A 22820-nucleotide genomic window follows, 5' to 3' on the forward strand; every position below is an offset into this window, starting at 1 on the left:
AAGCACCACAGGGGATGGGGAGAACAAGTGGCAAGGGTCCTGGGAGTAATCCGCCTGTCGAAGGTGTCGGACGAGACCACATCGCCGGAGCGTCAGCGCCGATCGGTTCAACGATGGGCCGACCAGGAAGGACACGTCGTCGTCGGATGGGTCGAGGACATCGACGTATCCGGCGGTGTCGAGCCGTGGAAGCGCCCGGAGTTCGGCAAGTGGCTGCCGTCCACCATCGGCAAGGACGTCAGCTCGATCGAGCACCGAATCGCGCTGGAGGAGTCCCGGGCCGACGAGTACGACATCATCTGCGCGCTGAAGCTAGACCGCCTCTCCCGGCGTGTGCTCCACGTGCACACACTCGTGGAGTGGTGTGAGAAGCACGGCAAGGAGGTCGCCACCGTCGAGGACGGGATCAACCTGAACACGCAGATGGGCAAGCTGCTGTTCAGCCTGATCGCTTCCTTCGCGGAGGGGGAGCTCGAAGCCATCAAGGCCCGGGCGAAGTCCTCGTACAACCACTTGGTGAAGGAGGGGCGCTGGCGCGGTGGTCGGATCCCGTACGGCTACCGGGCGGAGAAGCAGGAAACCGGTGACGGCTGGCGGCTGGTCCTGGACGACTACGGAACGGACACCGCCGGGACGCTGCGCGAGATCGTCCGCCGGCTTATCGAGGGCGAGTCGGCGAACAGCATCGCCCAGTGGCTCAACGAGGACCCGACCAAAACCCCGACATCGCTCGACGCTCAGCTGATCAGGAACGGCAAGCCTCCGAAGGGCGGCCGGTGGACCGCCGCGAACACAGCCAAGGTAGTGCGCTCTCTGAACGTTCTCGGTCAGATGGAGGTGATGGAGGAAGTCGTCATTGATGGCCAGAAGACGAAGCGAACCCGCATCGTCCGTGACACGGACGGGCGCCCTCTCCAGCGTGCGGAGCCGCTGGTCACTCAAGACGAGTGGGAGCTGGCGAACAAGAAGCTGGACGAGAACACCAGCAAGCGCAACGGCAACCGGAAGGGCGGCTCCCCCATGCTCAGGGTCGCGTTCTGCACCTGCGGAGAACCGGCGTACCTCGGCCCGGGGCGGAACTGGCCGTACTACCGCTGTGCGTCCCGGACCACGCACAAGCCCTGCCCTACGGGCAGCAAGGGCATCACAGCTCATGTGCTGGAGGGAGCCGTCGAGGAGGTCTTCCTGCGCGCGGCCGGCGATGTCGAGATCGTGCGGAAGGTCTTTCGCCCAGGCGTCGACTTCACGCGGGACATCGAGGAGGTGAACCGCGCGCTGGCAGAACTCCGGGAGGACCGCGAAGCCGGCCTCTACTCCAGCGAGCTGGGCAAGCAGGAGTACCGGGAGACGTACAAACGGCTGGACGCGCGACGCGAGCAACTCATGGCCCAGCCCACCCGGCCGGACGGCTGGGACGAGATCCCGACGAATGAGACCTACCGCGAGCGCTGGGCAAAGCTGTCGACCCAGCACGAGAAGGGCAAGGAACTCCGGGCAGCCGGAGTCAGGGCGGTCATCCACGCCGAGAAGCTGCCGCCCCTGACCGCTGTGCAGGCCATGTCCCCGGAAGGACATGACGGCATGTGGCAGGAAGGGAAGGGCCGCGTGCAGGTCTTGATCCCGATGGACTTCAAGCGTCGGGTCCGGGACTTGGCGGCGGTGCACAGCGAGAGCTGACCGCCTCCTCCTTGGACGACAGGAGGGCCCCGCTACGGGCCCTCCCCTGCTCTGTAGGATTCCTGCCAGGTCGCCGCCGTCGCTCCCGACTGCACGAGACCAAGTCCAGGCCCGAAGCCAGGGCACCCTGTGAAGACCATGCCGGCCATGGCTGGTCCACCCCCGCGAAGAAAGGGAGGCATATGTCCCGCCACCAGGCGGGGGCAACTGGCGCATCCGTGCGCCGCACAGGAAGGAGCCGCGCTCAGTGGCTATCCACTTCGGCACCGGCCGCTCTTGGGGCGGGATCTCCCAGCACGAGTACCGGCGCATGGCCCAGGACTCCCGGCACCAGCTCGCCTACCGCGTCCACTTCGCCGCCCTCGGGTGGGCCGACTGCCAGGGCCACGCGAGCTTCGGTCCGGGGAAGTTGGCCGCTCTGCTGGGCAAGGAGGACCAGCCCCTGTCGGACCAGAGCGCGACCAATGCCGTCATCCGAGCGAAGCGGCTGGACCTCGTGTCACCGCGATCCGGGGCCGCTTGCCTCGTTGTCTCGCCTCACCTCTTCCAGAAGAGGAAGGGCGCTCCGGTCCCGTGCCGCATCCACCAAGACCGATAGGCGCTGCTCCCGCGTGTAGTCCACACACGCCTCGCGTGTACCCACAACGCCTCTGAGCTGCGGAAACGAACGCCGCCTCTCTTATCTATTTGGCCTCACAGAGCGGCCCCTGCCCGGACTGACAGCGCAAAGCGGCATGCTGGGCAACGGCGAAGGGACGCGAGGCGCGACAGCGCCCTCAGCGGCAGAGGCAAGGGGCGGCCGTCAGGCCGCCATCCGCCCGAGCCTGCTTCGACGGAGCGGCCCCGCAGGGGCCCCGAAGGCGAAGGCCAGGAAGCTACCCAGGTGGGCGCTGCGCGCCCCCAAGGAGCGAAGCCGCGAAGGACAAGCTCAAAGAGCTGCACTCTTGTGCAGCCTCCTGGCCATCGTCCGGATGGGGTGAGGGGGCTTGACCTGCGGTTCTTCGCAGTCGCCTCCCTTCGCCGTTGTCTGACGGCCTTTGGAACCGTGGAAGGATCTCAGCGGCCAAGACGTGGCGGTCTGCCTTGTCAGGCTCAGGGGGTCATACCCCACGCCTTCGCCGCCGACCATCCGAGGACGTCTAAGGCGCCGCTTCCCACGATGCGGCCGTGGGCTATCCCGTGCGCTCGACCCACGCGAAGGACGTGCACCAGCGGCGGAAACCTTGGTGCCCCGTTCGGCCTGTGTGGCTCATGCACTCGATGTCCACCGCTGCTCCGTCGTCCGAGGCCGGCGCCTGCCAGTCGCAGCGCAGGCACTCGGCCTCGAAGGTCACGTCCGTCCCCGGGTGTCGACTGATGCGGTGTTCCACGTACCGCAGGACCGAACGCGTCATCGCAACCACCGATTCCAGTGCGGATGGTTGCGGATCTCCACGTCGGCGTCCGTCGCCGCCGACGGATCGCCCAGATCCCGAGCCTCCTGCCGCTGCGCGACCAGGGCCCTACACACCCCACACCCGTCCGCCGGTTTCGGCGGCACGTTTGGCAACGACGGGTACATCGGCCCTGACATCGTCGTCTTCGCTCTGCTCACGCCGTGCGCCTCCCCGCTCGCTCAATCGGTGGAGACGATGGTCCAGCCGCTGATCAGCGGGATCTAGCCCGTTTCCCGTTCACGCAAGAATCCGTCCCGGATGTCAGCGAGCGTCGCTCGCATTGCGTCGCCGGCGATGGCCCCTGAGGCGAAGCGCTCGTACTTGTCGACGTACAGGGCGACATCCCTGGGATCGGTCACGATCACCTCGGCGTGCGTGGTCTCGACGGTCACCATGCGGTCGTCCCGGATCACGAAGGAGTGCCCCGGCACATCGGTCTGCGGACGGTCCAGCGGGACGACTCGGACGTCCACGTTCGGCAGGCGGGAGATAGAGGCGATGCGGTCCAGTTGTCCGGCCATCATCGCGGGCGGAAGAAGACGCCAGCGCAGCACGGGCTCCGTGATGACGAAGCGGAGCTGCTTGCCGGTGTCGTACAGCACCCGTTGACGCTCGATCCGGGCTCCGATGGTTCGGGCGAGCTGGTCCTCGCTCAGTCCCTTGCCTTGCAATACGGCGCGTACATATTCGGGTGTCTGCAACAGCCCAGGGACCAGGGACGGCTGGAACAGCCGCAGGAGCTTCATCGAGGCTTCCAGGGCCCGGATCTCCTCCTGCTTCCGGTGGAAGCCCATACGCCGGAACAGCCGCCAGGCCGTCGCCTCCGTGGCCTGAGCACGCGCCGCAGCCATGTACTCGGCCTTGACCTCCTCGGACACATCCAAGGCCGTAAGGATGCGCTCTACGTCCACCACACTGGGCGCCACGTGGCCGTTCTCGATCTTCGACAGCTTGGCGGTGGACATGACGGCGCTGCGTGCGACGGCCTTGGCTTCCTTGCCGGATGCCTGCCGGAGCGCCCGCAGCGCCGATCCCAGTTCGGTTCTGTTCACCCGCCGTACTTCGCCCACCATCCGGAGAACGGCTCGGCGTGAGCGAGAGCCGCGTCCCGGTAGCGGACGAAGTCCGCCGCACGCCCGGCCTCAAGGAAATCCGGCCCAAGGAACGCACCCGTGTCGTCGTAGTTCATGACGACCGGGGAAGTCTCGTCGAACAGCCAGAAGTCCGGCACCCCTTCCAGGGGGTTCGGCTTGTCGGTGATGTCCAGGATGAAGAACTCCTCACCACCCACCATGTTCTTCATGTACCCCCAGCCGAGCTCATAGCGGAGGTAGTCCGTCAACGGTCGGGAGACGATGTGCACCCGGTACATCCGCTTGCCGGCCTGCGTGGCGGATCGGACGGTCTCGACCCACCCCGCGTTGGTGGCTGCGGCTGGTGGAGGTCAACTCCCAACTCCAGACCGCCTTAAGCGCCAGCCGTTTACACAGGACCTCATCCGCTCATTCCTCAAGTAGCGGATGGCCGGACCGGCTTGCCGGACGGCCACAAGCGGACCGGCCCACGACTCTCTCCCCCATGAGGTCGCGGGCCGGTCCGTTCTGCTGGGTCAGTCAGCCAGCGGGGGGTAGACGCGGTTGCCCGAGGCCGCGAACTCTGCCGACTTCTTGAGCATGCCCTCGGCGATCTCTTCCTCCGACGGCGCCAGCTCGTCGCCACCGAACTACTCGGTGATGCTTCTGCTGATCTTCATCGACCTGATCACCGTCGACGACATCGGGCTCCTGCCCGTCTCCCCGGACGCCACCAAGGGCTTCTACCGGCTGGTCGATGCCGCATGAGGGGCCGACCACCAAGACCGTACGGAGGGCGGCAGTCAGCCGTCTGTGCATCAACGCGACCATGTGCGTTGTCGCATAAATCGAGGGCTGTGCGGGCCGCTCTTGCCTGGAGTGGACTCGAAGCAGTTGGCTTGGGTCCCATGAAGTACACGCAGCTCGGACGCACCGGACTCAAGGTCAGCCGACTCGTACTCGGCACGATGAACTTCGGTCCGCAGACAGACGAACCGACCAGCCACGGAATCCTGGACGCCGCCCTCGACGCAGGTCTGAATTTCGTGGATACGGCCAACGTATATGGGTGGGGTGAGGACAAGGGGCGCACCGAGGAGATCATCGGCACCTGGTTCGCCGGGGGTGGTGGCCGGCGCGAGAAGACGGTCCTGGCCACCAAGGTCTACGGCTCCATGTCCCGCGAGGGCGACACCTGGCCCAACGAGGACCGGCTGTCGGCCCTGAACATTCGCCGGGCCGTCGAGGCCAGCCTCAAGCGGCTCCAGACCGACTACATCGACCTCTATCAGTTCCACCACATCGACCGTCGGACCCCCTTCGAGGAGATCTGGCAGGCCGTCGACGTGCTCATCCAGCAGGGCAAGATCCTCTACGCGGGCTCCTCCAACTTCCCCGGCTACAAGATCGCCCAGGCCAACGAGACGGCCGCCCGGCGCGGCATGGTCGGCCTGGTCAGCGAGCAATGCCTCTACAACCTCGCCGAGCGGCGCGCGGAGATGGAGGTCATCCCGGCGGCCCAGGACTACGGCCTCGGAGTCATCCCCTGGTCCCCGCTGCACGGCGGCCTGCTCGGCGGGGTCATCAAGAAGGAGGTCGAGGGCGGTCGCCGCGCCTCCGGCCGATCGGCGGACGCGCTGGCCAAGAGTTCCGTACGGGCGCAGGTGCAGGCGTACGAGGACCTGCTCGACAAGCACGGCTTGGAGCCCGGCGAGGCCGCCCTGGCCTGGCTGCTGACCCGTCCGGGCGTGACGGGCCCCATCGTCGGCCCGCGCACCGCCGAGCAGCTGGAGAGCGCCCTGCGCGCGCTGGAGCTGGAGCTCGGCGAGGAGGTGCTGGCCGGGCTGGACGAGATCTTCCCCGGACCGGGACCGTCCCCGGAGGCCTTCGCCTGGTGATCAGGTAGCCGTACGTACGGCGGTCGTCGTCCCTTCGCCCTGGGCGGCGACCACCTCCTACTCAATCTGGCGTTAAAGTGCCTGCTTGGCCGTTTCGAAGTAGTTGATACCGGCGTCGAGGGCCGTGTCCATGAGGGCGTGGCTCTCCGCCTCGCCCGTCTGGGGGCCGAAGTTCATGGTGCCGAGGACAAGTCGGCTGACCTTGAGACCGGTGCGTCCGAGCTGCGTGTACTCCATGGGCCACTAGCCAACTCCTTCGAGTGCGCTCGAAGCAAGACCCGCCCGTGAAGGGCGTGTTACGTGTCCTGCCGGGGCCGGTACGGGCCGCCCAGGCCCCAGGCCTGGTGGAGGACCGCCGCGAACTCCCCGGCCAGGCGGTGCTCGCCGGAGGCGTTGGGGTGCGTGCCGTCGTAGGTGTCCCGGTCGATCTCGTACGCCTGCGGGCGCGCGGCCAGCAGGATCGGCGAGGCGGGGGTCGACAGGTCGGCGACGGCCTTGGCGAGCAGCTCGTTGAAGAGCTCGACCTGCCGCGCGAAGGGCGCGTCGTCCCGGGCCCGGACGTTGGGTATGACGGGCAGCAGGACCATCCGTATCCCGGGCCGGGCGGCGCGGGCGCCCTCGACGAACCGGCGGACGTTGGCGGCGGTGCCCTCGGCGGCGGTGTAGAAGCCCAGGTCGATCAGGCCGAGGGAGACCAGCAGCACGTCGGCCCCGGCGCTGCTGACGGCGGGCCCGATGACCGGGGCCATGTGCTGCCAGCCCTCGCCCCAGCCGGCCAGGTGGCGGCGGGCCCCGACGGGGAAGCCGGGGTCGGCGTAGGCGTCGCTGGTCGGCGCGTCCGAGCGGGGGTCGTAGAGCCCGCTGCGGGGGCCGACGATCTCGTACGGGCCGCCGAAGGTGGTGTCGAGGTGCTGCCACAGCCGGTAGCGCCAGGTGTAGTCGCCGGCGCGTCCGATGGTCATGGAGTCCCCGACGAACATGAAACGCATCCGGTCATCTTCGCGGATCACCGGGCCGCGGCCCCTGTGATGCCGGACACGCGGGGCGGGCTGGCAGGGTAGGGGGATGCGCCCGCACCTGCTGCCCCTGACCGCCGCCGCTGCTGCTCTCGCCCTGCTGCCCTCGGGCGCCGCCGCCTCCGGGTCCGCCGCGTCCGGATCCGCTGCGTCGGGGTTCACGATCACCGACCCCCGGATCAAGGAGTCGAGCGGGCTCGCGGCCAGCCGGATCCACCCCGGTGTCTACTGGACGCACAACGACAGCGACGACGGCCCGTACGTGTACGCCGTGGACTCCGCGACCGGGAAGACCGTCGCACGGATCACCCTGACGGGCATCGGCAAGCCCCGGGACGTCGAGGGGATCTCGCTGGGCCCGGACGGGCGGCTGTACGTCGGCGACATCGGGGACAACCTGGGCGGCTCCTGGAACCACGTGTGGATCTACCGGTTCGCCGAGCCGAAGACGCTCGGGGACACCACCCTCAAGGCCGAGCAGTTCACGGTGAAGTACGCCGACGGGCCGCGCAACGCGGAGGCGCTGATGGTGCACCCGGTGACGGGTCGGGTGTACATCGCGAGCAAGGACGAACGGGCCGGCGGGCTCTACGAGGGCCCCGAGGCGCTGTCCGCCTCCGGCACGAACACCTTCCGTCGGATCGGGGACGTCCCGTGGGTCACGGACGGGGCGTTCTCCCCGGACGGGGGGCGGCTCGCGCTGCGGGGGTACTTGTGGGCGAAGACCTACCCGTGGAAGGACGGGCGGCCCACCGGGGACGGAGAGACGGTGGCCGCGCCGTGGCAGGGGCAGGCGGAGTCGGTGACGTACACGGCGGACGGGACGACGCTGATGTTCGGGGCGGAGGGGGCGAACAGCCGGGTCGTCGCCGTGCCGGTCGCCTCCGGCGCCAAGCCGTCGCCGTCAGCCTCCGGCTCGGCCGCTCCCGCTCCCGCTCCGGCCCCGGGCGCGCCCGCCGGGCCCGAGGGCGGGAGCTTCACGAAGGGCGCGCTCGTCCTGGTGGCGGCCATCACGCTGACCCTGGCCGCGAAGCGGCTCCTGCGGCGCCGGCCCAGGGCCTGACCCTCCGGGTCGGGACCCGTCCGGTCCCGGGTGCCGGTGGGTGGGCCCTGCGGGGCGGAGTCCCCTACCCGCCCTTCCACCGTTCCCCGGGCTCTGCCCGGACCCGGTCCTCAAGCGCCGGACGGACTGAACCACTCACGGGGCTCCGCCCTGACAGCGGCTAGACCGCCCGGTCCTCGTCCAGGCGGTACTCCTCGGCGTCCGCGTGGTAGCCGTACAGCTCTCCGTAGCGGCCCCAGTCCGTCGCCGTCTCCAGCTGCCGTTCCAGTTGCTCGCTCGTGTAGTGGTGCGAGAGGAGGTCGCGGAAGAAGCCGGCCCGCTGCGTGCCGCCGCGCGAGCGCTGCAGGGTGGTGTGGATCAGGTGGACCAGCGGGACCTCCACGGCCCCTTCCGCGAACAGCTCCTTCGACTCCTGCACGTCGGCCCCCGCGAAGGCGGTGCCGCGCGCGGTCAGGACGAGGTGCAGGTCCCGTACCTCGGCGAGGCCCAGCAACTCCAGCCCGTCCACCAGGGGCAGGACGTCGTCCACCTCCAGGCCCAGTTCGTCGGCGAGGTCGGCGAGGTCCTCGCTGCCGTCGCCGGCGCCCCGCTGGAGCACGATCTCGGCGAGGCCCGCCATCCCGTCGACGCTGGCCGCCGGGAGCGGGGTGTTGGCCGGGGTGCGCTTGGCCGGCGGGGCCGCGGCCGGCGTCTTGGCGGTGCGGCCGGTCATCACCGCGTACACGGCGTCCACGATCCGCTCGAAGTCGGCGCCGCCCCGGTCCCGGGGCCGGGCCAGGTCCACGGCGAAGGTCTCCTGGATGGTTCCGTAGGGCCGCGAGCCCAGCACCACCACCCGGTCGGCCATCAGCACCGCCTCCTCGATGTTGTGCGTGACCAGCACGACCGCCTTGGCGGGGAAGCGGTCCGAGGCCCACAGCTCCATCAGCTCGCCGCGCAGGTTCTCGGCGGTGAGCACGTCGAGGGCGGAGAACGGCTCGTCCATCATCAGCACGTCCGGCTCCACGACGAGCGCCCGGGCGAAGCCGACGCGCTGGCGCATCCCGCCGCTGAGCTCCTTCGGGTAGGCCGACTCGAAGCCGTCGAGGCCGATCAGGTCGATCGCCTCCACCGCCTGCCGGGCCCGCGTCCCGCGGTCCACGCCCTTGGCTTCCAGGCCCAGTTCCACGTTCTGCTGCACCGTCAGCCAGGGCAGCAGCGCGAACGTCTGGAACACCATCGCCGTGCCCGGGTTCGCCCCGCGCAGTTCCTCGCCCCGGTAGGTGACCGAGCCGGAGCTGGCGGGGATCAGGCCGGCCAGGCAGCGCAGCAGGGTGGACTTGCCGCTGCCGGACTTCCCGAGGAGGGCGACGATCTCGCCCTCCCGGATCTCCAGGTCGATGCCGCCGAGCACGGGCAGTTCCCCGTCGGCGCCGGCGTAGGACTTGGTGAGGGCGGCGGCCTGGAGGATCGTGGTCGCGGTCATTCGGGGCGGGCTCCTCGGTCGGGGCGGTCAGAGGGAGTAGCGGCGCTCCGCGAGCCGGTACAGGGGCCGCCAGAACAGCCGGTTGAGCCCGACGACGTACATGCTCATGACGGCGATCCCGGCGATCAGCTCGGGGAAGTCACCGGCCTCGGTGGCGTGGAAGATGTACGCGCCCAGGCCGGTCGCGGACAGGGTCGTCCCGGCGAAGGTGACGACCTCGCCGACGATGGAGGCGTTCCAGGCGCCGCCCGAGGCCGTGATGCCGCCGGTGACGTACGAGGGGAACACGGCCGGGATGATCAGGCGCTTCCAGCGCTGGAGCCCGCGGACGCCGAGGTCGTCCATGGCCTCCTTGAGGTCGGAGGGGATGGCCATGGCTCCGGCGATGGCGTTGAAGAGGATGTACCACTGCGCGCCGAGGGCCATCAGCAGGACGCAGCCGATGTTGATGTCCAGCCCGGTCTTGAGGAAGAACCAGACGGCCACCGGGAAGAGCAGGTTCGCGGGGAAGCTCGCCAGCACCTGCACCACGGGCTGGGCGGTCTTCGTGAGCCGGGGCGAGGAGCCGATCCACACGCCCACGGGCACCCACACGACGGTGGCGGCGGCGACGAGCACGATCACCCGGACGAAGGTGATCAGCCCGAGCACGAGCGGCTCCCCGAAGACCCCGAGGCCGGTCTCGCGCTGGAGGTAGCGCACCAGGTCGTACAGGCCCCACAGGATGACGGCTCCGGCGATCACGGTGAAGACCACGTCGCCGGTCCGGCGGCGGGCCGGGTCCACGGACAGCGCCCTGTCGTCGCGGCCCAGTACGCGGGCGGCCCGGCCGGTGGCGTCGCGGGCGGGGGCGGTGGCCCGGCCGAGCAGGCGGGGCCAGTGGGAGCGGCGCAGGAAGTCCAGTACGCAGCTGCGCTGGACGTCGGTGGACTCCGACTGCTCGTTCTTGTACTTCTCCGCCCAGGCCGTCAGGGGCCGCCAGAAGAAGAAGTTGACGGTGACGATGGTGACGGTCATCGCGAGGATGACCCAGCCGACCTTCCCGAGGTCCCCCTCGCCGATCGCGGTGCCCGCGTACGAGCCGAGGCCCGGGACGGCGTAGTCGTGCCCGGAGACGGAGACCGCCTCGGAGGCCACCAGCATGAACCAGCCGCCGGCGAAGCTCATCATGCCGTTCCACACCAGGTCGATGACCCCGGCGGGGACCTCCACGCGCCAGAAGCGCATCCACCGGGTGAAGCCGAACGAGCGGGAGACTTCGTCGAGTTCACGGGGAAGCGAGGTCAGGGTGGCGTAGAACCCGAAGGTCATGTTCCAGGCCTGCGAGGTGAAGATGGCGAAGACGACGGCGCATTCGAGGCCGAGGAGCGAGCCGGGGAAGAGCGCGACGAAGAAGGTGACGAGGACGGAGAGGAAGCCGAGGACCGGGACGGACTGGAGGATGTCCAGGGCCGGGATCAGCACCCGCTCCAGGCGGCGGCTGCGGGCGGCGGCGTAGGCGTAGCCGAAGGTGAAGACGACGGAGGCGAGCAGCGCGATGAACATCCGCAGGACGCTGCGGGCCGCGTAGTACGGGAGCTTCGCGGGGTCCGTGTCCACGTCGGGGACGTCGGCGGGGTCGAAGTTGACCGTGGTGCCCTCGCCGACCCGGAGGATCGTGTACCCGAGGACCAGGAAGGCGGCCGCCACGGCGAAGTCCACCCACGACAGGCGGGTCCGGGTGGGGGCCGCCTGCCCGGTGTGGGTCTCGGGGCGCGGGGAGGTCTTCATCCCGCCCAGCGGATCACGCCTGACGGCCCGTCGCGCCCCGAGTCACCCGTCCGGGCGAGCCGGGGCCGCGCCCGGCCCCGGCTCGCCCGGACGGGGGGGTCGGTCAGGAGTGGCCGAGGTCCGCGGCGAGGGGGTCCGTGGTCAGGACCGAGCCGGAGTCGGGGGACGGGCGCAGGACGAACTCGTCCGAGGCCATCGAGTCCAGGACGGGCGGCGCCGGTCGCGGCGTCTTCGGCATGACCGCGGCTTCCGAGTGGCCGCCGCAGCCGTAGGACAGGGAGACCAGCCGGCCGTCCGCCGGTCCGAACTCGTTCGCGCAGACGCCGAACGCCTGGCCCAGCGAGCCGCCGATCGCGACGAGGAAGCCGCACGACACGCAGGAGGCGGGAGCCGCCTGCGCCATCGGGGTCTTCGCGCCGAAGGACTCGTCCCAGCGGTCGGCCGCGCTGTGCAGCCCGTAGCGGGAGAGCACGCGCGCCCGGCGCATGCCCAGCTCCTCCGCCACCGAGGTGATGGAGCCGCGTACGGGCACCACCGCGCGGTCGGTGACGTCGGCGTCCTCCGCCTCGACCAGCTCGGCCATCTCGGCGGACACCACCGAGTTCGGCGGCGGGGCGTCCTCGCCCGACCAGCCCGCCTCCAGCCGCAGGTCCTCGGCGTCCGTGGGGAGCAGGTCGCCCGGGCCCATGTCGCCCGGCCGCAGCCGCTCGCTCCACGGCACCCACTCGGGAGCCAGCAGGGCGTCGTCGCCCGGCAGCAGCACCGTTTCGTCGAGGGTGACGTTCTTCGCGCGGGACGCACGCGTCACCGTCACGGCCCAGCGCCAGCCGCGGTAGCCGGGGTCCTTGCACTCGAAGAAGTGCGTGACGACCCTGTCACCTTCCGCGATGGCGGCGGTGTGCTCGCCCACCACTCCTGGGTGGGCGGCCTCTTCGGCCGCCGCTCGGGCGAGGTCTACCGCCTCGACGCACAGGCGGTCGGGGGTACGGCTTCGCGTCGTCGCAGCACTCACAGGTCTCGTTCTCTCCTACGCCGTCTCACGAGTGCGCCGTCCGTACTTGTCGTCCACAACGACCCGTCGGCTGTCCCTACGTAGCGCGGGCGGAGCGGACCAGGGGGCCGCGTCGACGTCCGCGCCCGATCGGGTTCCAGGGCGCACCTACCTGCGATCCATTCTGCGGGATCGCGAAGAGGCGCGCGGCCAGGAGCAACCGCCGGTGGCGCGCTACGCACGCTACCTCCTCCGGCGCCCTGGGCCCACATGCAAGGTCCGATTCGCGGACACCCGCGGCCAACACGGGTCGCGGCCGGGCCCCCGCGACGCGCCGGGAAGGGTCCCGGGGGGCCGAGTGGGGCACTATGGCCACGTGGCACCCGTACGGTCGTCCGATGACGGCTCGGGACCGGCCAGGCGGGCCGGCCGGGCCATGGGGCGTGCCCTGCACCTGCCGTTCACGGGCACGGCCCGCGGGATCCGGCGGGCCACGCACGCGCACGGGGCGGGCGAATCGGGCCTCGGCAAGCTGATCGAGCTGCACGCGATCAACGGCGCCGGTGATGTGATGATCACAGTCGCCCTCGCCTCCACCGTCTTCTTCTCCGTCCCCACGGACGAGGCACGCGGCCGAGTGGCCCTGTACCTCGCCATCACGATGGCCCCCTTCACCCTGCTGGCCCCGGTGATCGGCCCCCTGCTGGACCGGCTGCCGCACGGGCGGCGGGCCGCGATGGCCGGCGCGATGCTCACGCGGGCCCTGCTGGCCGTGATGATGTCGGGCGCGGTCGCCACGGGCGGCCTGGAGCTGTACCCGGCCGCCCTCGGGGTCCTCGTCGCCTCCAAGGCCTACGGGGTGGTGCGCAGCGCGGTGGTCCCCCGGCTCCTCCCACCCGGATTCTCCCTGGTCAAGGCGAACTCCCGGGTGACGCTGGCCGGCCTGCTGGCCACCGGCGCCGCCGCGCCCGTGGGCGCCGCCCTGCACACGATCGGGCCGCCGTGGCCGCTCTACGGGGCGTGCGCGATCTTCATCTGGGGCACCTTCGCGGCGTTCACCCTCCCGCACAAGGTCGACGAGGCGAAGGGCGAGCGCCGGGCCCGGCTGTCCACCCACGAGGCCCACTCGAAGCGGCCGGGGCTGCGGACGGTCAGCCGGCCGGTGCTGTGCGGGCTGCTGGCGAACGCGTCGATGCGCGGGCTGTCCGGGTTCCTGATCTTCTTCCTGGCGTTCCTGCTGCGCGAGCACCCGCTCGCCGGGCAGAGCGCGGCGGTGTCGCTGGGCATCGTCGGCGTCTCGGCGGGCGTCGGCAACGCCTGCGGGACGGCCGTCGGGGCCTGGCTCCGGGCCCGCGCGCCCGAGGCGATCATCGCCGCCGTGCTGTCCCTCACCCTCGCGGTGGCCGTGCTCGCGGCGGTCTTCTTCAGCGGGGTGTTCATGGCCGTCCTGGGTGCGACGGCCGGGTTCTGCCAGGCCCTCGCGAAGCTCTCGCTGGACGCGATGATCCAGCGCGACGTGCCCGAGGCCGTCCGCACGTCGGCCTTCGCCCGCTCGGAGACCCTGCTCCAGGTGGCCTGGGTGCTGGGCGGCTCGATCGGCATCGCCCTCCCCCTGAACGGCGTCCTCGGCATGTCGGTGGCCGCGGTGGTGGTCGCCCTGGGCACGGCGATGGCGCTGCGCGGCTTCCTCACGTCCCCGCGGCACACCCACTCGGGCGCGCAGCGACCGCGAGTGGCATAGCCGAATCCAGCCCCGCCGGCGTGTGAGGCGCGGGGTCCGGGGCGGAGCCCCGGGAAGCCCGGCGCAGCCGGGGGCGCTTGCGCCACGGCGCCGCACCGGTGCGGGTCCCGCCCGCGGAGCGCGCCGCACCGTAGGACCCCGTGCAGCAAGGCACGCCACCCGCCCGATAGCCTTCGGCTCATGACCGCACCGCTTTTCTCGGGTAGGGCCCGCCGCAGCGTCGCGGCCCTCGGAGCCGTTTCCGCCGGCCTCCTCCTCCTTTCCGCCTGTGACAAGCCGACGCCGCTGGCGACCGTGACGGTCGGCACCTCGTCGGTGTCCACCGAAGCCGCCTGCAGCGACAGCACGGAGCTCAAGGCCGAGAAGGTCCAGGAGTGCTTCGGCGACCTGAAGCACGCCAAGAACATCGACTACGGCCGCGGCGACACGCTGCGCCTCGGTGTCGAGCCGGACGTCGTCGAGGAAGGCAAGAAGTGGCAGGCGGTCCTCGACGGGCAGCCGATCACCGAGCCCTCCTCCAACACCTACCGCAGCTTCCCCGGCGCCGACCTGTTCGCCACCGGCGGCCAGGGCGAGGCCCCGGCCTCCAAGAAGCTGAACATCGTCCAGGTCTCCGAGGACGGCAAGCCCCTCGCCGTCTGGGCCTTCAACGTCAAGCTCAAGTAGTCACACACCCACCATGCGCGCGCTCATCGTGACCGCGGTGACGGCGGAGGCCGACTCCGTCGTCCGAGGCCTGTCCGGCCCCGCCGACGCCTCCGAGCCGCGCACCCTCCCCGGCGGTTACCTCATCCACCGCCGGGGAGCCTTCGACGTGCTGGTCGCCGGCGTCGGCCCGGCCGCCGCGGCCGCCGGGACCGCGACCGCCCTGGCGCTCGCGCCCGCCCCGGACGGCTACGGCCTCGTCGTCTCCGCCGGCATCGGCGGCGGGTTCGCGCCCGCCGCCCCGACCGGCACCCTCGTGGTCGCCGACGCGATCGTCGCCGCCGACCTGGGCGCCGAGACCCCGCAGGGGTTCCTGACCGTCGTGGAACTCGGCTTCGGCCGCAGCGTGCACCTGCCTCCCGCAGAGCTCGCCGCGCGCGCCGCCGAGGCGACCGGGGCACTGCTCGCGCCCGTCCTGACCGTCTCCACCGTCACCGGCACCGCCGCCCGTACGACCGCCCTCGCCGCCCGGCACCCGCTCGCCGGGGCCGAGGCGATGGAGGGATTCGGGGTCGCCGAGGCCGCCGCCGCGCACGGGCTGCCCGTACTGGAGGTCCGTGCCGTCTCCAACGCCGTGGGCCCCCGGGACCGCGACGCCTGGCGGATCGGCGAGGCGCTGACGGCGCTGGCCGACGGCTTCCGGGCACTGGGACCCGTACTCGCTTCCTGGGGAGGACCCTCATGACCGGAACAGGCGCCGACCCGGCACGGCCCGTGCGGATCGCGTACTCGCCCTGCCCGAACGACACCTTCGTCTTCGACGCCTGGGCCCACGGCCGGGTCCCCGGCGCGCCCGCCCTCGACGTCACCTTCGCGGACATCGACGTCACCAACGGCATGGCCGAGCGCGGCGAGCTCGACGTGCTGAAGGTCTCCTACGCCGTCCTGCCGTGGGTCCTGGAGGAGTACGCGCTGCTCCCCTGCGGCGGCGCGCTGGGCCGTGGTTGCGGGCCCCTTGTGCTCGTAAAAGACCGCGGTCCGACCCGGGAGCCGGGCCTGGACCTGGCCGGCAAGACGGTCGCGGTCCCGAGCGAACGCTCCACCGCCTACCTGCTGTTCCGCCTGTGGGCCGCCGACGTGCTGCCCGAGGGCGTCGGCAAGGTGGTCGTCCTCCCCTTCCACGAGATCATGCCCGCCGTGCGGGACGGCCGGGTGGACGCCGGACTGGTCATCCACGAGGCCCGGTTCACCTACCGGGACTACGGACTGCACTGCCTGGCCGACATGGGCGAGCACTGGGAGTCCACGACCGGCCTGCCGATCCCGCTCGGCGCGATCATCGCGAAGCGCTCCCTGGGCGCGGACGCGCTGCGCGCGCTCGCCGACTCGGCCCGTACGTCGGTCCGGATGGCCTGGGCCGACCCCGAGGCGTCCCGGCCCTACGTACGGGCGCACGCGCAGGAGCTGGACCCGGCCGTCGCCGACCAGCACATCGGGCTGTACGTCAACGAGTTCACCGCCGACCTCGGCGAAGCCGGCTACGCGGCCGTGCGCGGGCTGCTGACCCGGGCGGCCGCGGAGGGTCTTGTTCCGGCCATCGCAGCCGACGCGCTGCAGTTCCCGTAGGACATGAACGTGCCCCGCGGCCCTGGTGGGCGGCGGGGCACGGTCGTGCGCCGGGCTCAGACGTCCAGCTGGTCGGCCACCGCGCGCAGCATGCCGGCGATCTTCCCGCCCTGCGCCTTGTCGGGGTAACGGCCCCGCTCCAACTGCTGCGTGACGTTCTCCAGGACGGTCGTGAGGTCCTGCACGATGGAGGCGAGCTCGTCCGGCTTGCGCCGCTGCGCGGCTGCTACGGAGGGGGCCGGCTCCAGGACGCTCACCGAAAGTGCCTGGTCACCGCGCTGCCCCGCGACAACGCCGAACTCGACGCGCTGGCCGGGCTTGAGCGCGTCCAGCCCGTCGGGGAGCACCGACGAGTGGACGAAGACGTCGCCGCCGTCGTCGCGGGAGAGGAAGCCGAAGCCCTTCTCACTGTTGAACCACTTGACCTTGCCGGTAGGCACGTCCGTCCTCTGTCCTTGCGTTCGTCGGGTGGGAAGCGGGCCGCAGGCCCGCACCTCTCAGGCTAGTTGCCCCTCTCCGGGTGACAAGACGTTCCCCGGTCCTTCGCGGGTGACCGCTCCGGCCAGGGAACTACCCTGGTCGAGTGACTGTTACTCCTCAGCCCGAGACCCCTCAGCCCGAGCAGGGCGCCGACGACACCGCCCGCCCCGGCGACGGGCTCGTCAAGGCCGGCGGCATCGTCTTCATCGCCGGCGCCGTCGCCACGCTCGCCACGATGGCCCCGCTCTTCCTCGACGTGGACCCGTTCCCCTCGTACGCGTGGGCCGTGTGCATGCTCATGGGCGTCGGCTTCGCGATCTCGGCGGCGGGCGTTCTGCGCTCGGCCGCCGCGCAGCGGACGGCGGCCCGCGCCTCGCAGGCGTAGGGCCGGCGCGGCAGGGTCGCGGTCAGGCGGTCCGGGTGCGCTCGTACGCCTCGAGCCAGGCCGGCAGCTCCGTGAGGTCCGCCAGGACCACGTCCGCGCCCGCCTCCCGCAGTTCGGGCTCCGGGCAGGGGCCGGTGGGGACCGTCACCGACACCGCTCCGGCCGCGCGGGCGCCCCGGACGTCGCCGACGTGGTCGCCGACGTAGACCTGGGCCTCGTACTCGCGCAGGGCGACCGCCTTGGCCTCCGCCCACAGCCAGCCGATGACCGCGTCGGGCTTGATCCCCAGGTGGTCCAGGTGCATACGGGCGTTGGGCTCGTGCTTGGCGGTGACGACGATCGCGCGGCCGCCGAGGGCCCGGACCGCTTCGACCGCCTCGCGGGCGCCGGGCATCGCCGGAGTCGGCTCGATGGCGTGTGTGGGATAGATCTCCCGGTAGCGGTCGGCCATGGCGGGGATCTCCGCCTCCGGGAACCAGTGCGCGAGCTCCTCCTCCAGCGGCGGCCCGAGCCGCGTGACGGCCGCGTCGGCGTCGATGTACGCACCCGTCTCCGCCGCGAGCGCCCGGTAGGCGGCCCTGATTCCAGGCCGGGAGTCGATGAGGGTCATGTCGAGGTCGAATCCGACGGTCAGCTGCGTCTCGGGGCTCATGCCCCCATTGTGCCGAGCCGGGCACTGCGGACGGGAACGTAGACTTAGCCTCGCCTTACCAGACAGTGAAATTCGGTGACATGTCAGCCCCCGCTCCCGCGGCCCCCGAGGCTCCCCCGGCTCCCGTCCCCGCCGCCCCCGCCGTGGTCCGGCGCGCCCTGACGACCCGTCGCATCGCATGGACGGCGGCCGGCCTCGCCGCGCTGCTGTGCGCGGTGCTCCTCAGTCTGGCCGTCGGCGCCCGCGCCATCGCGCCGGGCGAGGTCTTCGACGCGCTCTTCCGGGGTGCGACCGGGCCGGACGCCGAGGTCGTGCGCACGCTGCGCGTACCGCGCACCCTCATAGCCCTGATGGTCGGCGCGGGCCTCGCCCTCGCCGGGACCGCGCTCCAGGGCATCACCCGCAACCCGATCGCCGACCCCGGCATCCTCGGCATCAGCCAGGGAGCCGGGGTCGCTGTCGTCTGCGCCATCGCCTTCGCGGGGGTCCACACCCTGAGCGGCTACGTGTGGTTCGCCTTCGCGGGCGCCGCCGTCGCCTCGGTCGCCGTGTACGCCGTCGCCTCCGGCGGCCGCGGCGGGGCGACCCCCGTCAAGCTGGCGCTGGCCGGGGCCGCGATCAACGCCCTGCTGGTGTCGGTCACCATGGGCGTCCTCACCACGAAGGCCTCGGCGCTGGACGAGTTCCGCTTCTGGCAGGTCGGCTCGATCGCCGGGCGCGACGTCTCCGTCGTCCACCAGATCTGGCCGTTCCTGCTGGTCGGCGCGGTACTCGTGGTGTCGGTGGCGCGCGGCCTGGACGCGCTCGCGCTGGGCGAGGACCTCGCGAAGGGGCTCGGGCAGAACGTCGGGGCCGTGCGGATCGTCGGCGGCCTCGGCGCCACCGTCCTCACCGGCGCCGGGGTCGCCGCGGCCGGGCCGATCGCCTTCGTCGGGCTGGCCGTACCGCACCTCGCGCGGGCTCTCGTCGGCAGCGACCACCGGTGGGTGCTGCCGATGGCGGCCCTGATCGGCCCGGTGATGCTGCTCGTCGCGGACGTCCTCGGGCGGATCGTGGTGCCGCCCGGCGAGGTCCCGGCCGGGGTGATGACCGCGCTGATCGGCGTGCCGTTCCTGGTCGCGCTGGTCCGCCGCAAGACGGTGGTGGCGGCATGAGCGTCAGCACCCGGGAACGGGTCCTCCCCGCCGGCTACGGACTCCTCCGCGACCGCTCGGGCCGGGGCTCCTTCCTCCTGCACCGCCGGGCGGCCGCCGCGGCGCTCTGCCTGGCCCTGCTCCTCGCGGCGGTGTGCGTCGCGTACCTCTCCGTCGGCGAGTCCTTCGTCGCCCCCGGCGAGGTGGTGAAGGTCCTCCTCGGACAGCCCTCCCCCGACGACCTGGTCGTCGGCACCCTGCGACTGCCCCGGATGACGGTGGGCCTGCTGGTCGGCCTGGCCTTCGGCGTGGCCGGCGCACTGATCCAGACCGTCGCCCGCAACCCGCTCGCCTCCCCCGACATCATCGGCATCAGCCAGGGCGCGAGCGCCGTCACGGTGGCGGCGCTGACCTTCGGCGTCACCTCGTACACGGTCCTCCCGTACCTCTCGGTCCTCGGCGGGATGGCCGCGGCAGCCCTCGTGTACGTCTTCGCCTGGCGGGGCGGCCTGCACGCCACCCGCTTCGTCCTCATCGGCATCGGCTTCGCCATAGCCCTGCGGTCGGTGACCACCCTCCTCATGACCAAGGGCGACTACCTGGTCGCGCAGCAGGCGCAGATCTGGATGACGGGCTCCCTCAACGGCCGCGGCTGGGACGTGGCGACCCCCCTCGCGTGGGTCCTGCTCGCCCTCCTCCCCGGCATCCTGTGGGCGGCCCGCGCCCAGCGCACGGTCTCCCTCGACGACGACACGGCCACGGCCCTGGGCGTCCGGCTGGGCCGGGTCCGCCTCGGCCTCGTCGCCCTCGGCGTGATCCTCGCCTCCGTGGCCACGGGCGCGGCCGGCCCGGTCGACTTCGTGGCCCTGCTGGCCCCCCAGATCGCCCGCCGGATGACGCGCACCGCCCAGATCCCCCTCCTCTGCTCCGCCCTGACGGGTGCGGTGATCGTCGTCCTGGGCGACCTCCTCGCCCGCAAGCTCCTCTCCCCGACCGAACTCCCGGTGGGCGTGCTGACGGCCGCCGTCGGAGCCCCGTACCTGATCTGGCTGATCATGCGCAGCCGTAGTGGAGGCAAGCCGTGAGCCGTCTGTCCGCGCGGGAACTGACCCTCGCGTACGAGGACCGGGTGGTCGTCGAGGACCTGGACCTGGCCGTCCCGGACGGCAAGGTGACGGTGATCGTCGGCCCGAACGCGTGCGGCAAGTCGACGACGCTACGGGCCCTGGGACGGCTGCTCCGCCCCCGCTCGGGGTCGGTCGTGCTCGACGGCGAGGCCCTGTCCTCCCTCCCCACCCGGCGCATCGCCCAGGCCGTCGGACTGCTCCCGCAGTCCCCCTCGGCCCCGGAGGCGATCACGGTCGCGGACCTGGTGGCGCGGGGCCGCCAGCCGCACCAGCACTGGTGGCAGCAGTGGTCGGAGGCGGACGAGCGGGCGGTCGTCGACGCGATGGCCCGGACCTCGGTCGCGGACCTGGCGGACCGGCCGGTGGACGCGCTGTCGGGCGGGCAGCGGCAGCGGGTCTGGATCGCGATGGCTCTCGCCCAGGACACGGACATCCTGCTCCTCGACGAGCCGACGACGTTCCTGGACATCGCCCACCAGGTCGAGGTGCTGGACCTGGTCCGCCGCCTCAACCACGAGCGGGGCCGGACGGTGGTCGCCGTCCTCCACGACCTCAACCAGGCGGCGCGGTACGCGGACCACTTGGTGGCGATGAAATCGGGCCGGGTGGTGGCGGAGGGCCCGCCGGCGGATGTCGTCACCGCCGACCTGGTCCGCGAGGTCTTCGGCCTCGCCTCGATCGTCATCCCCGACCCGGTGACGGGCTCCCCCCTGATCATCCCCACGTCCCCCTGGGCCGCCCCCGCGCCTGCTCCGTCTTGACGCACCCCTCGCACGGCGCGGCCCTGGCGGGCCTCCCCGGCTTCGCGCCGCTGCGCCTGACTCCGTCCGGCGGTGCCTGGTCGGGGTGTTCGCCACCGCCGTCCCGGCGTGGGCCCGGTGGGCGGGTGCGGGTGGAACGGCCCTGCGGGGCGAAGTCCCCTACCCGCCCTTCCACCGTTCCCCGGGCTCCGCCCGGACCCGCGCCTCAAACGCCGGCGAGGCTGAGAGGGCCCCCGGGCTCTGCCCGGACCCGGTCCTCAAACGCCGGACGGGCTGAAAGCAGGCCCCGGGCTGCGCCCGGACCCCCTGGGGCTCCGCCCCAGACCCCGGTCCTCAAACGCCGGACGGCTGAAACGGCACAGCCGGGCCGGAAAAGACCAAGCCCCGGCCGATTGAAGGCGCCCCGCCCGGAGCTGAAGCTCTCCGTCCGGGGCTGCATGTCCCAGTCCGGGGCTACATGCCCCCGTCCGGAGCTAATTCCCCCGCCGGGGCTGCATGTCCCCGTCCGGGGCTGAATATCCCCGTCGGGGGCTGAACCCCGTCGGGGGCTGAACGTCCCCCCGGCCAGGGCCGGGACTGGGCGTCGGGCCGGGGACGGGGGCGGGGTGGGGTGTCGGCCGGGACGTAAAGCGTGATTTGTGGCGCAGAAGAAGCCCGAGCTGCCGAACGTAAGGCACAGGGCGCCTAAATCATGCAGTCCAGGCCGACACCCCACCCCGCCCCCGGCACCGGCCCCACCCGCAGCAAGCGCCGCCCGGCAACACCCCAGCCCCGCCGGCGTTCGAGGCGCAGGGGCCCGGGGACCGGTCCCCGGCAACGGCGCCGCGCGGAGCGGGTCAGCGGCGGCGGGACCGCCAGAAGAGGTAGAGCGCCGAGGACACCGCCGCGGCCCGCGCCAGCCAAGGCAGCAGGCCCTGGAAGCTGCCGCTCAGCGCCTCGTCCGCCAGCGCCTCGCCCCACCGCCCGTTCAGGCGGCCCCACAGCCACACCACCGCCCCCGCGAAGACCACCCCGGGCAGCCCGAAGACCACCCACTTCCGCTCCGCAGGACCCAGCACGCGCGAGGCGTACGCGAGCAGCCAGCCCCCGGCGAGCAGCAGCCAGTACCCGGAGACGGCCCCCGCCACCAGGGCCACCGCCGCGAGCATCAGGAAGACGTGCGGCCTCTGCCTCGGCACAGCCACCGCAGCCACCGCAGCCCCCGGAGCCGCGGTGGCCGCCGCGGCTTCCGCCTTCGCCCGGCGCCGCCGCTCGCGCAGGAACCCCATGAGCGTGGGCCGCCCACCCTCCGCGGCTCCAGGGCCGGAACCCCCCGGCCGCGAGTCCGAGCCCGCATCACCGCCCGCCTCCGCCTCCGCCTCCGCCTCCGCGTCAGAATCCGCGGTCGGCCGCTTCAGCAGTTCCGGGATCTCGATGCCCCCCGCGAAGCCCTCCACCGAAGACCCCGGCCCGACCGTCCACCAGTCGGGCTCCAGCCTCTCGCCCTCACCCAGTTCGTCGAGCCCCGCGAGATGCGGCGACGCCGCCCCCCGCTGCACCGGCACCGCGGAAGCGGAGGGGGCGGAGAGAACCGGGGGGAACGACGTGGCGGCCGCCGCCGCGCCCGTCGTCGACACCGTGTCCAGGACCTCCTCCGGCGTGCCGATCCGCTCCAGGATGCGCCGTACCGCCGCCGGCGTCTCCGGTTCGTACTTGGCCCGCCGCCGGTCGATCTCGTCCCGCAGCCCCGCCACCAGCCGCATCCGGTCCCCCGACGACAGGTGCCTGCGCTGCGCCAAGTCCCCGACCCGGCTCAGATATTCGTAGACCAGATGGTCGCTCTCGATCCCCACGCCCCGGCTCCTCCCGTGCCACCTCCAGCGAAGGTAGCGCGTGCGCCCG

21 protein-coding genes and 3 pseudogenes are annotated in these 22820 nt (G+C 72.0%); 13 read left to right on the plus strand and 11 right to left on the minus strand.

The window, feature by feature from the left end; translation table 11 throughout:
- Positions 1–27 precede the first annotated feature (27 nt).
- Positions 28–1677, plus strand: a complete 1650-nt coding sequence (locus AC6CKD_RS24365) for a recombinase family protein (protein ID WP_498329876.1) — start codon at positions 28–30, stop codon at positions 1675–1677.
- Between the two features lie 247 nt (positions 1678–1924).
- The gene (locus AC6CKD_RS24370; RefSeq protein ID WP_387985415.1) at positions 1925–2275 is read left to right on the plus strand and encodes a hypothetical protein; all 351 of its coding nucleotides are present in this window, start codon (positions 1925–1927) and stop codon (positions 2273–2275) included.
- A gap of 574 nt (positions 2276–2849) precedes the next feature.
- Here the strand turns inward: AC6CKD_RS24370 and AC6CKD_RS24375 are convergent.
- The 3 genes and pseudogenes from AC6CKD_RS24375 to AC6CKD_RS24385 all read right to left on the minus strand — a co-directional run.
- Positions 2850–3071: a DUF7848 domain-containing protein gene (locus AC6CKD_RS24375; protein ID WP_373916381.1), complete on the minus strand. Its 222-nt coding sequence runs from the start codon at positions 3069–3071 to the stop codon at positions 2850–2852.
- Between the two features lie 263 nt (positions 3072–3334).
- Positions 3335–4186 carry a helix-turn-helix domain-containing protein gene (locus AC6CKD_RS24380; RefSeq protein ID WP_498329877.1) on the minus strand — a complete coding sequence of 284 codons (852 nt, stop codon included), beginning with the start codon at positions 4184–4186 and terminating at the stop codon, positions 3335–3337.
- Positions 4162–4536, minus strand: a pseudogene (locus AC6CKD_RS24385) (DUF6879 family protein); the annotation flags it as partial. The pseudogene AC6CKD_RS24385 and the gene AC6CKD_RS24380, both read right to left, overlap by 25 nt.
- Before the next feature lie 319 nt (positions 4537–4855).
- On the opposite strand from AC6CKD_RS24385, the pseudogene AC6CKD_RS24390 reads away from it, so the two are divergent.
- Together AC6CKD_RS24390 and AC6CKD_RS24395 are read left to right on the plus strand one after the other, a co-directional pair.
- A pseudogene (locus AC6CKD_RS24390) lies at positions 4856–4951 on the plus strand (ATP-binding protein); the annotation flags it as partial.
- Positions 4952–5094: 143 nt separating this feature from the next.
- Positions 5095–6084 carry an aldo/keto reductase gene (locus tag AC6CKD_RS24395; protein ID WP_498329878.1) on the plus strand — a complete coding sequence of 330 codons (990 nt, stop codon included), beginning with the start codon at positions 5095–5097 and terminating at the stop codon, positions 6082–6084.
- An 87-nt stretch (positions 6085–6171) separates the two neighbouring features.
- On the opposite strand, the pseudogene AC6CKD_RS24400 reads toward AC6CKD_RS24395, so the two are convergent.
- A pseudogene (locus AC6CKD_RS24400) lies at positions 6172–6321 on the minus strand (aldo/keto reductase); the annotation flags it as partial.
- A gap of 59 nt (positions 6322–6380) precedes the next feature.
- On the minus strand, positions 6381–7073 hold the full coding sequence (locus AC6CKD_RS24405) for a GDSL-type esterase/lipase family protein (protein ID WP_498329880.1): 693 nt from the start codon (positions 7071–7073) through the stop codon (positions 6381–6383).
- Between the two features lie 76 nt (positions 7074–7149).
- Between AC6CKD_RS24405 and AC6CKD_RS24410 the strand changes: the two genes are divergently transcribed.
- Positions 7150–8163, plus strand: a complete 1014-nt coding sequence (locus AC6CKD_RS24410) for a WD40 repeat domain-containing protein (protein WP_498329881.1) — start codon at positions 7150–7152, stop codon at positions 8161–8163.
- A gap of 160 nt (positions 8164–8323) precedes the next feature.
- On the opposite strand, the gene AC6CKD_RS24415 is transcribed toward AC6CKD_RS24410, so the two are convergent.
- The 3 genes from AC6CKD_RS24415 to AC6CKD_RS24425 form a co-directional block, all read right to left on the minus strand.
- Entirely contained in the window at positions 8324–9628 is a 1305-nt protein-coding gene (locus AC6CKD_RS24415) for an ABC transporter ATP-binding protein (protein WP_498329882.1), read from the minus strand.
- Between the two features lie 27 nt (positions 9629–9655).
- On the minus strand, positions 9656–11398 hold the full coding sequence (locus AC6CKD_RS24420; protein ID WP_498329884.1) for an ABC transporter permease: 1743 nt from the start codon (positions 11396–11398) through the stop codon (positions 9656–9658).
- 103 nt (positions 11399–11501) lie between these two features.
- Entirely contained in the window at positions 11502–12410 is a 909-nt protein-coding gene (locus AC6CKD_RS24425) for a DUF3027 domain-containing protein (protein ID WP_498329886.1), read from the minus strand.
- Positions 12411–12825: 415 nt separating this feature from the next.
- On the opposite strand from AC6CKD_RS24425, the gene AC6CKD_RS24430 reads away from it, so the two are divergent.
- The 4 genes from AC6CKD_RS24430 (at position 12826) to AC6CKD_RS24445 (ending at position 16401) form a co-directional block, all read left to right on the plus strand.
- Positions 12826–14130 carry an MFS transporter gene (locus AC6CKD_RS24430; RefSeq protein WP_498330112.1) on the plus strand — a complete coding sequence of 435 codons (1305 nt, stop codon included), beginning with the start codon at positions 12826–12828 and terminating at the stop codon, positions 14128–14130.
- A 180-nt stretch (positions 14131–14310) separates the two neighbouring features.
- Positions 14311–14796, plus strand: a complete 486-nt coding sequence (locus tag AC6CKD_RS24435) for a DUF2771 domain-containing protein (protein WP_498329887.1) — start codon at positions 14311–14313, stop codon at positions 14794–14796.
- A 13-nt stretch (positions 14797–14809) separates the two neighbouring features.
- Positions 14810–15520: a futalosine hydrolase gene (locus tag AC6CKD_RS24440; RefSeq protein ID WP_498329889.1), complete on the plus strand. Its 711-nt coding sequence runs from the start codon at positions 14810–14812 to the stop codon at positions 15518–15520.
- Positions 15517–16401, plus strand: coding sequence for a 1,4-dihydroxy-6-naphtoate synthase (locus AC6CKD_RS24445; RefSeq protein ID WP_498329891.1), 885 nt, complete (start codon positions 15517–15519; stop codon positions 16399–16401). The genes AC6CKD_RS24440 and AC6CKD_RS24445 overlap by 4 nt, the downstream gene beginning before the upstream one ends.
- 56 nt (positions 16402–16457) lie before the next feature.
- Here AC6CKD_RS24445 and AC6CKD_RS24450 read toward each other — a convergent pair whose 3' ends face one another.
- On the minus strand, positions 16458–16841 hold the full coding sequence (locus AC6CKD_RS24450) for a cold-shock protein (protein WP_498329893.1): 384 nt from the start codon (positions 16839–16841) through the stop codon (positions 16458–16460).
- 143 nt (positions 16842–16984) lie between these two features.
- On the opposite strand from AC6CKD_RS24450, the gene AC6CKD_RS24455 reads away from it, so the two are divergent.
- A complete protein-coding gene (locus AC6CKD_RS24455) occupies positions 16985–17266 on the plus strand; it encodes a hypothetical protein (protein ID WP_498329894.1) in 282 nt (93 codons plus the stop codon).
- 22 nt (positions 17267–17288) lie between these two features.
- Here the strand turns inward: AC6CKD_RS24455 and AC6CKD_RS24460 are convergent, their stop codons facing one another.
- Positions 17289–17918 (minus strand): HAD family hydrolase, encoded by a 630-nt coding sequence (locus AC6CKD_RS24460; RefSeq protein WP_498329896.1) that lies wholly within the window; start codon positions 17916–17918, stop codon positions 17289–17291.
- Positions 17919–17998: 80 nt separating this feature from the next.
- Between AC6CKD_RS24460 and AC6CKD_RS24465 the strand changes: the two genes are divergently transcribed.
- Genes AC6CKD_RS24465 through AC6CKD_RS24475 form a run of 3 tightly spaced genes read left to right on the plus strand, consistent with a single transcriptional unit; the run spans position 17999 to position 20939 of the window.
- The gene (locus AC6CKD_RS24465; protein WP_498329897.1) at positions 17999–19072 is read left to right on the plus strand and encodes a FecCD family ABC transporter permease; all 1074 of its coding nucleotides are present in this window, start codon (positions 17999–18001) and stop codon (positions 19070–19072) included.
- Positions 19069–20136, plus strand: a complete 1068-nt coding sequence (locus AC6CKD_RS24470) for a FecCD family ABC transporter permease (protein WP_498329899.1) — start codon at positions 19069–19071, stop codon at positions 20134–20136. The genes AC6CKD_RS24465 and AC6CKD_RS24470 overlap by 4 nt, the downstream gene beginning before the upstream one ends.
- A complete protein-coding gene (locus tag AC6CKD_RS24475; protein WP_498329901.1) occupies positions 20133–20939 on the plus strand; it encodes an ABC transporter ATP-binding protein in 807 nt (268 codons plus the stop codon). The genes AC6CKD_RS24470 and AC6CKD_RS24475 overlap by 4 nt, the downstream gene beginning before the upstream one ends.
- 836 nt (positions 20940–21775) lie before the next feature.
- On the opposite strand, the gene AC6CKD_RS24480 is transcribed toward AC6CKD_RS24475, so the two are convergent.
- Entirely contained in the window at positions 21776–22771 is a 996-nt protein-coding gene (locus AC6CKD_RS24480) for a hypothetical protein (protein ID WP_498329902.1), read from the minus strand.
- Between the last annotated feature and the right edge of the window lie 49 nt (positions 22772–22820).

Source organism: Streptomyces sp. GQ60 (assembly GCF_059758875.1).